The organism is Neisseria flava, assembly GCF_982712965.1.
The window spans coordinates 1-5,520 of record NZ_CEXQBZ010000079.1; the positions used below are offsets into that span (position 1 = coordinate 1).

Genomic DNA, 5,520 nt, shown 5'->3' on the forward strand with positions numbered 1-5,520 from the left:
GAACGATTCTCTAAGGTGCTGAAGCACCAAGTGAATCGGTTCCGTACTATCTGTACTGTCTGCGGCTTCGTCGCCTTATCCTGATTTAAATTTGATCCACTATAGTTCGGCTTAAAGGTCGTCTGAAAACCGGACAACCAGGTTTTCAGACGACCTTTCGCCAAGCGAACGGGTATAATATCTCCTGTTTCCATCCCGCACACACAAGGATCCCCATTATGGCAGCCTCGCCCGAAGCAAAGTTCACCGAAGAAAAAATCCTGTGGATCAAACACCATACGCCCAAACTGATGACTTTTGCCATCAGCCGCCCTGAATCCTACCGCTTCTCGGCAGGACAGTTTTCGCGGCTCGGGTTTCGCGACGGCGAAGGCTTTATCTGGCGCGCGTATTCCGTCGTGTCCGCCGAATACGCCGACACGCTTGAATATTTTGCCGTCTTGATCGAAGGCGGCCCCATGTCCGCGCGGTTCGCCGCCATGAAAGAGGGCGACACCATACTGCTCGACAAAACCGCTACGGGCTTCCTCCTGCCCGAACGCTTCCCCGACGGCAAGGATTTGGTCATGCTCTGCACCGGTTCGGGCATCGCGCCTTTCCTTTCCATCATCGAGCAGCCCGAAATCTGGCAGCGTTTCGAACGCTTGATTTTGGCGCACTCAGTTTCTTTCGCCGATGAACTGATTTTCAGACGACGTGTTGAAGCGTTGAAAGACCATCCGCTGATTGGCGAGTATTTCCACAAATTCCGCTTCGTCCCCATTACCACGCGCGAGGAAACCGAAGGCGCGTTGAGCGGCAAGCGCATTCCCGAGCTGCTGAAAGACGGCAGCCTCGAAACATACGCGGGATTCAAGTTCGCCAAAGCGGACACGCGCTTTATGGTCTGTGGCAATCCCGCCATGGTCAAAGACACGTTCCAAGCCCTGATGGACTTGGGCTTCGCCATGCACCGCAACCGCATCCCGGGCGAAATCATGATGGAAAACGGGTTTTAAACCCTTTGAGAAAGAAAGGATTTTCCTTGTCCAAACGCAACATTTTCCCCGTCGACAAATCTTTGGAGCAACCCGAGCGCGTGATGCTGGTCGGGGTGATGTTGAGCGCGGATTATTCGGGCGCGAACGAAGTGCGCGAGCGGACTTTTCAGACGACCTTGGACGAGGCGGCGGAATTGGTCGCGGCGGCGGGCGGCGAGCTGGTGTTGCGGGAAACCGCCAAGCGCGACAAGGCGCATACGGCTTATTTCGTCGGCACGGGCAAGGCGGAGGAGCTGGCGGCGGCGGTGAAGCTGCACGATATCGGCTTGGCGGTGTTCAACCATGAATTGACGCCGACGCAGGAGCGCAATTTGGAAAAAATCCTGCAATGCCGCGTCCTCGACCGTGTGGGTCTGATTTTGGCGATTTTTGCCAAACGCGCCCAATCGCAGGAGGGTAAATTGCAGGTGGAGCTGGCGCAGTTGAACCATTTGAGCGGGCGGTTGGTGCGCGGCTACGGGCATTTGCAGAGTCAGAAAGGCGGTATCGGTTTGAAAGGGCCGGGCGAGACGCAGTTGGAAACCGACCGCCGCTTAATCGGGCAGAAAATCACGGCGTTGAAAAAACAGTTGGTGCAAGTGAAAAAACAACGTGCCACGCGCCGCAAATCTCGGATGGAAGGTCGTCTGAAAACCTTTGCCATCGTCGGCTATACCAACGCGGGCAAATCCAGCCTGTTCAACCGTCTGACCAAGGCGGACGTGTTGGCGAAAGACCAGCTTTTCGCCACGCTGGATACGACGGCGCGGCGTTTGTTTTTGTCGCACGAGGCGGGCGTGATTCTGACGGATACGGTCGGTTTCGTCCGTGATTTGCCGCACAAGCTGGTGTCGGCGTTTTCGGCGACGCTGGAGGAAACGGCTTTGGCGGATGTGTTGCTGCACGTCGTCGATGCGTCCAATCCCGATTTCGAGCGTCAGATGGACGATGTGAATGTGGTTTTAGAAGAAATCGGCGCGGATGAAGTGCCTCAGCTTGTCGTGTACAACAAAATCGACCTACTGCCGGAAGGCGTGCGCGATGCGGGCGTGTTGCGGGACAATTCGGGACGCGCCGTCGGCGTGAATATTTCGGTTGCGAAAAGTCTGGGCTTGGACGCTTTGCGCAAGGCGATGATTGAACGGGCGTTGGAAAACGGCGGCAAGGGGTTGTCTGAAAACTGCAAATCCGAATAAAAACAAGATGTTTTGACTGCCGTTGTTTCTCAATGGGAAGGGCAGCGGGGGCGGATTTCGATTTCTGTCCATTGTTTGCCGCCGCGTGTTTTAAAAGGTCGTCTGAAAAATAAAGGCCGTTTGGAAAACAAAGATAAATCAGGGAGGGTTTATCTTTATTTCCAAACGGCCGTTTAAAGGGTTTACCGCTTAGAAAGGAAGGAGGCGGCGTTTTTTCATAACGTTTTCGTAAATCATCCATGCCGCCAAGCTCAGGTAGGCGACGCTGGACAGGATGCCGATAACGGCAAAAATAGGTAGCAGGCGGTCAATCATGATGTTTTCCCGAGTAAGTAGTTAATGGAAATTTTTGTGTAAAAGCGTAATGTTTTGTATTTTTTACCGCACTGTTTGTACGGAATATGCGCATAGTATGCAGCTTCAAATTGAGTCGGTCAACAAAAATGTAGTGCGTTTTTTCAAAAAAGTTCCGTTTTTACATTAAAATAATCGGTAAATTCGCACGATATGCGGTATCAGAACGTAACCGTTCGTCTGTTGATGAGAGGTTATATTATTGAAAAATATAAATAAAAGTAATAAAAATATGCAAATTGTTTTAAAATAAACGTTTTGTAAAATATTTTTAAAAATCTGCTAAAAAGCGACACTTTAATAAAGTTTACATTTTTAAACATTTTAAATCCAAGTTTGCAACGGCAAACCATCTGTCGGCACACCATCAGGCACATATTATGAATCAAACGGAAAGAACCTGTTTCCATTGCGGTCTGGAAGTCCCCGAACACCTCCATTTGACCGTCCGCTACGAAAATGAAGACCATGAAACCTGCTGCGCGGGTTGTCAGGCGGTGGCGCAGAGCATTATTGATGCAGGTTTGGGCAATTATTACAAACAACGTACCGCCGACGCGGAAAAATCCGAATTACCGCCGCCGGAAGTGTTGTCGCAACTGAAATTGTACGATTTGCCCGAAGTGCAGGCGGATTTTGTCGAGGTCGGGGAAGGGGATGAACGCGAGGCGGTGTTGATGCTGGGCGGCATTACATGTGCGGCGTGCGTATGGTTGATTGAGCAGCAGCTTTTACGGACGGCGGGCGTGGTGCGTGTGGATTTGAATTACAGTACGCACCGCTGCCGCGTGGTGTGGGACGAGGGCAGAATCGCGCTGTCGGACATTCTTTTGAAAATCCGCAAAACAGGTTATACCGCCGCGCCTTACGATGCGCAAAAAGTCGAGGCGCAGGCGCAGAAAGAGCGCAAACAGTTTATCGTCAGGCTGGCGGTCGCGGGTTTGGGCATGATGCAGACGATGATGTTTGCCGTGCCGACCTATCTTTACGGCGGCGACATCGAACCGCTGTTTTTGGAAATCCTGCACTGGGGCGGCTTTTTGATGGTGCTGCCCGTCGTGTTTTACAGCGCGTTGCCGTTTTACCGCGGCGCGTGGCGCGATTGGAAAAACCGCCGCGTCGGCATGGATACGCCGATTGCGATTGCGGTCGTGATGACCTTTGTCGCGGGTATTTACAGCCTTGCCGTCAATGCGGGGCAGGGGATGTATTTCGAGTCCATCGCCATGCTGCTGTTTTTCCTGCTGGGCGGGCGGTTTATGGAACAAATCGCAAGGCGCAGGGCAGGGGATGCGGCGGAGCGGCTGGTGAAACTCGTTCCCGCGTTCTGCCACCGCCTTCCGTCTTATCCCGACAGCGAGGAAATCGAAGAAGCGGCGGTTGTACAGCTTCAGGTGGGCGACGTGATCGTCGTCAAGCCCGGCGAAGTTATCCCTGTGGACGGCACGGTGTTGTCCGGAGAGAGTGAAGTGGACGAAGCCATGCTGACGGGCGAGAGCCTGCCCGTCGTCAAAAGGTCGTCTGAAAACGTTACCGCAGGCACGCTCAATACGGGCAGCCCGCTTGTTATCCGAACCGACCGCACCGGCAACAACACGCGCCTGTCGCACATCGTCAAACTGCTCGACCGCGCGCTCGCCCAAAAACCGCGCGCCGCCGAGCTTGCTGAGAAATACGCCTCCAGCTTCGTGTTTGGCGAATTGTTGCTTGCTATCCCTGTCTTTATTGGCTGGACATGGTATGCCGACGCGCAAACCGCCTTGTGGATTACCGTCGCGCTGCTGGTCATCACTTGCCCGTGCGCACTCTCGCTTGCCACGCCGACCGCGCTTGCCGCCTCCACAGGCGCGCTTGCCGACGACGGCGTGTTAATCAGCGGCAAACAAAGCCTCGAAACACTCGCCCAAATCGACGATGTCGTGTTCGATAAAACCGGTACGCTGACCAAAGGACAACTTTCCGTCAGCCGAATCATCCCCTTAGGTCGTCTAAAAACAGAAGAAGCACTCGCCGCCGCACAAGCCCTAGAATATCAATCCGAACACCCCATTGCCCGCGCCATCTTGAACCACACGCTTTCAGACGACCCCGCCCCTGCGCCCGAATACACAGTCTCCCAACGCGTCAACCGTATCGGACAAGGTGTCAGCGCGCAAATGACCTATAAAGGCGAAACCCAAGTTTGGGCATTGGGTCGCGCCGATTTCGTCGCCGGAATAGCCGGTGTGTTGCCTGACGAAGCCGCCAACATCGAACACGCAGGCAGCATGGTGTTTCTCGGCAACCAAAGCGGTTTTCAAGCCGTCCTCCTGCTCGAAGACCAAATCAAAAACAGCGCCGCCGCCATGCTCAACATCCTCAAACAACAAGGCATCCGCACGCACCTACTCAGCGGTGACCGTACAAATGCCGTCGCACAAGTTGCGCAGGCACTCGGTTTGGACACCTACCGCGCCGAAGCCTCGCCCGAAGACAAGCTCACCTATGTGGAAGACTTGCAGAAACAGGGCAGAAAAGTCTTAATGGTCGGTGACGGCATCAACGACGCCCCCGTCCTCGCCCAAGCCGACGTATCCGCCGCCGTCGCAGCAGGCGCAGATGTCGCACGCGACGGCGCCGATCTGGTCTTGCTCAACGACGATTTGAACATCCTGCCCGCCACCATCGCCCAAGCCCGCCGCACACGCCAAATCATCCGCCAAAACCTCGCCTGGGCAAGCGCATACAACATCATCGCCGTCCCGCTCGCCGTCTTAGGCTACGTCAAACCCTGGATCGCCGCATTGGGCATGAGCCTCAGCTCGCTGTTTGTAGTGGGCAACGCGTTGAGATTGTTGAAGAAAAGAAAATAGTTAGCTTGGGAAGAAAGAGGTCGTCCTTGGATTCGGATTTCAAGTGCAACACTAGTGTATCAGTGGTTTGAACAGATTCAAGAATAAAACACTTGGCGT

The 5,520-nt window shown here is 54.1% G+C and carries 4 protein-coding genes; 3 read left to right on the forward strand and 1 reads right to left on the reverse strand.

What is annotated here, in order from left to right:
- The first annotated feature begins 218 nt into the window (after positions 1 to 218).
- Both AC5M9B_RS04325 and hflX read left to right on the forward strand, forming a co-directional pair.
- Positions 219 to 998 carry a ferredoxin--NADP reductase gene (locus AC5M9B_RS04325; protein WP_487648298.1) on the forward strand — a complete coding sequence of 260 codons (780 nt, stop codon included), beginning with the start codon at positions 219 to 221 and terminating at the stop codon, positions 996 to 998.
- Between the two features lie 26 nt (positions 999 to 1,024).
- Entirely contained in the window at positions 1,025 to 2,215 is a 1,191-nt protein-coding gene (gene hflX / locus AC5M9B_RS04330) for a GTPase HflX (protein ID WP_487648299.1), read from the forward strand.
- Between the two features lie 189 nt (positions 2,216 to 2,404).
- On the opposite strand, the gene AC5M9B_RS04335 is transcribed toward hflX, so the two are convergent.
- Positions 2,405 to 2,530 carry a hypothetical protein gene (locus tag AC5M9B_RS04335; protein ID WP_003742273.1) on the reverse strand — a complete coding sequence of 42 codons (126 nt, stop codon included), beginning with the start codon at positions 2,528 to 2,530 and terminating at the stop codon, positions 2,405 to 2,407.
- Between the two features lie 419 nt (positions 2,531 to 2,949).
- Between AC5M9B_RS04335 and AC5M9B_RS04340 the strand changes: the two genes are divergently transcribed.
- Entirely contained in the window at positions 2,950 to 5,421 is a 2,472-nt protein-coding gene (locus AC5M9B_RS04340; RefSeq protein ID WP_487648300.1) for a heavy metal translocating P-type ATPase, read from the forward strand.
- Positions 5,422 to 5,520: the final 99 nt, after the last annotated feature.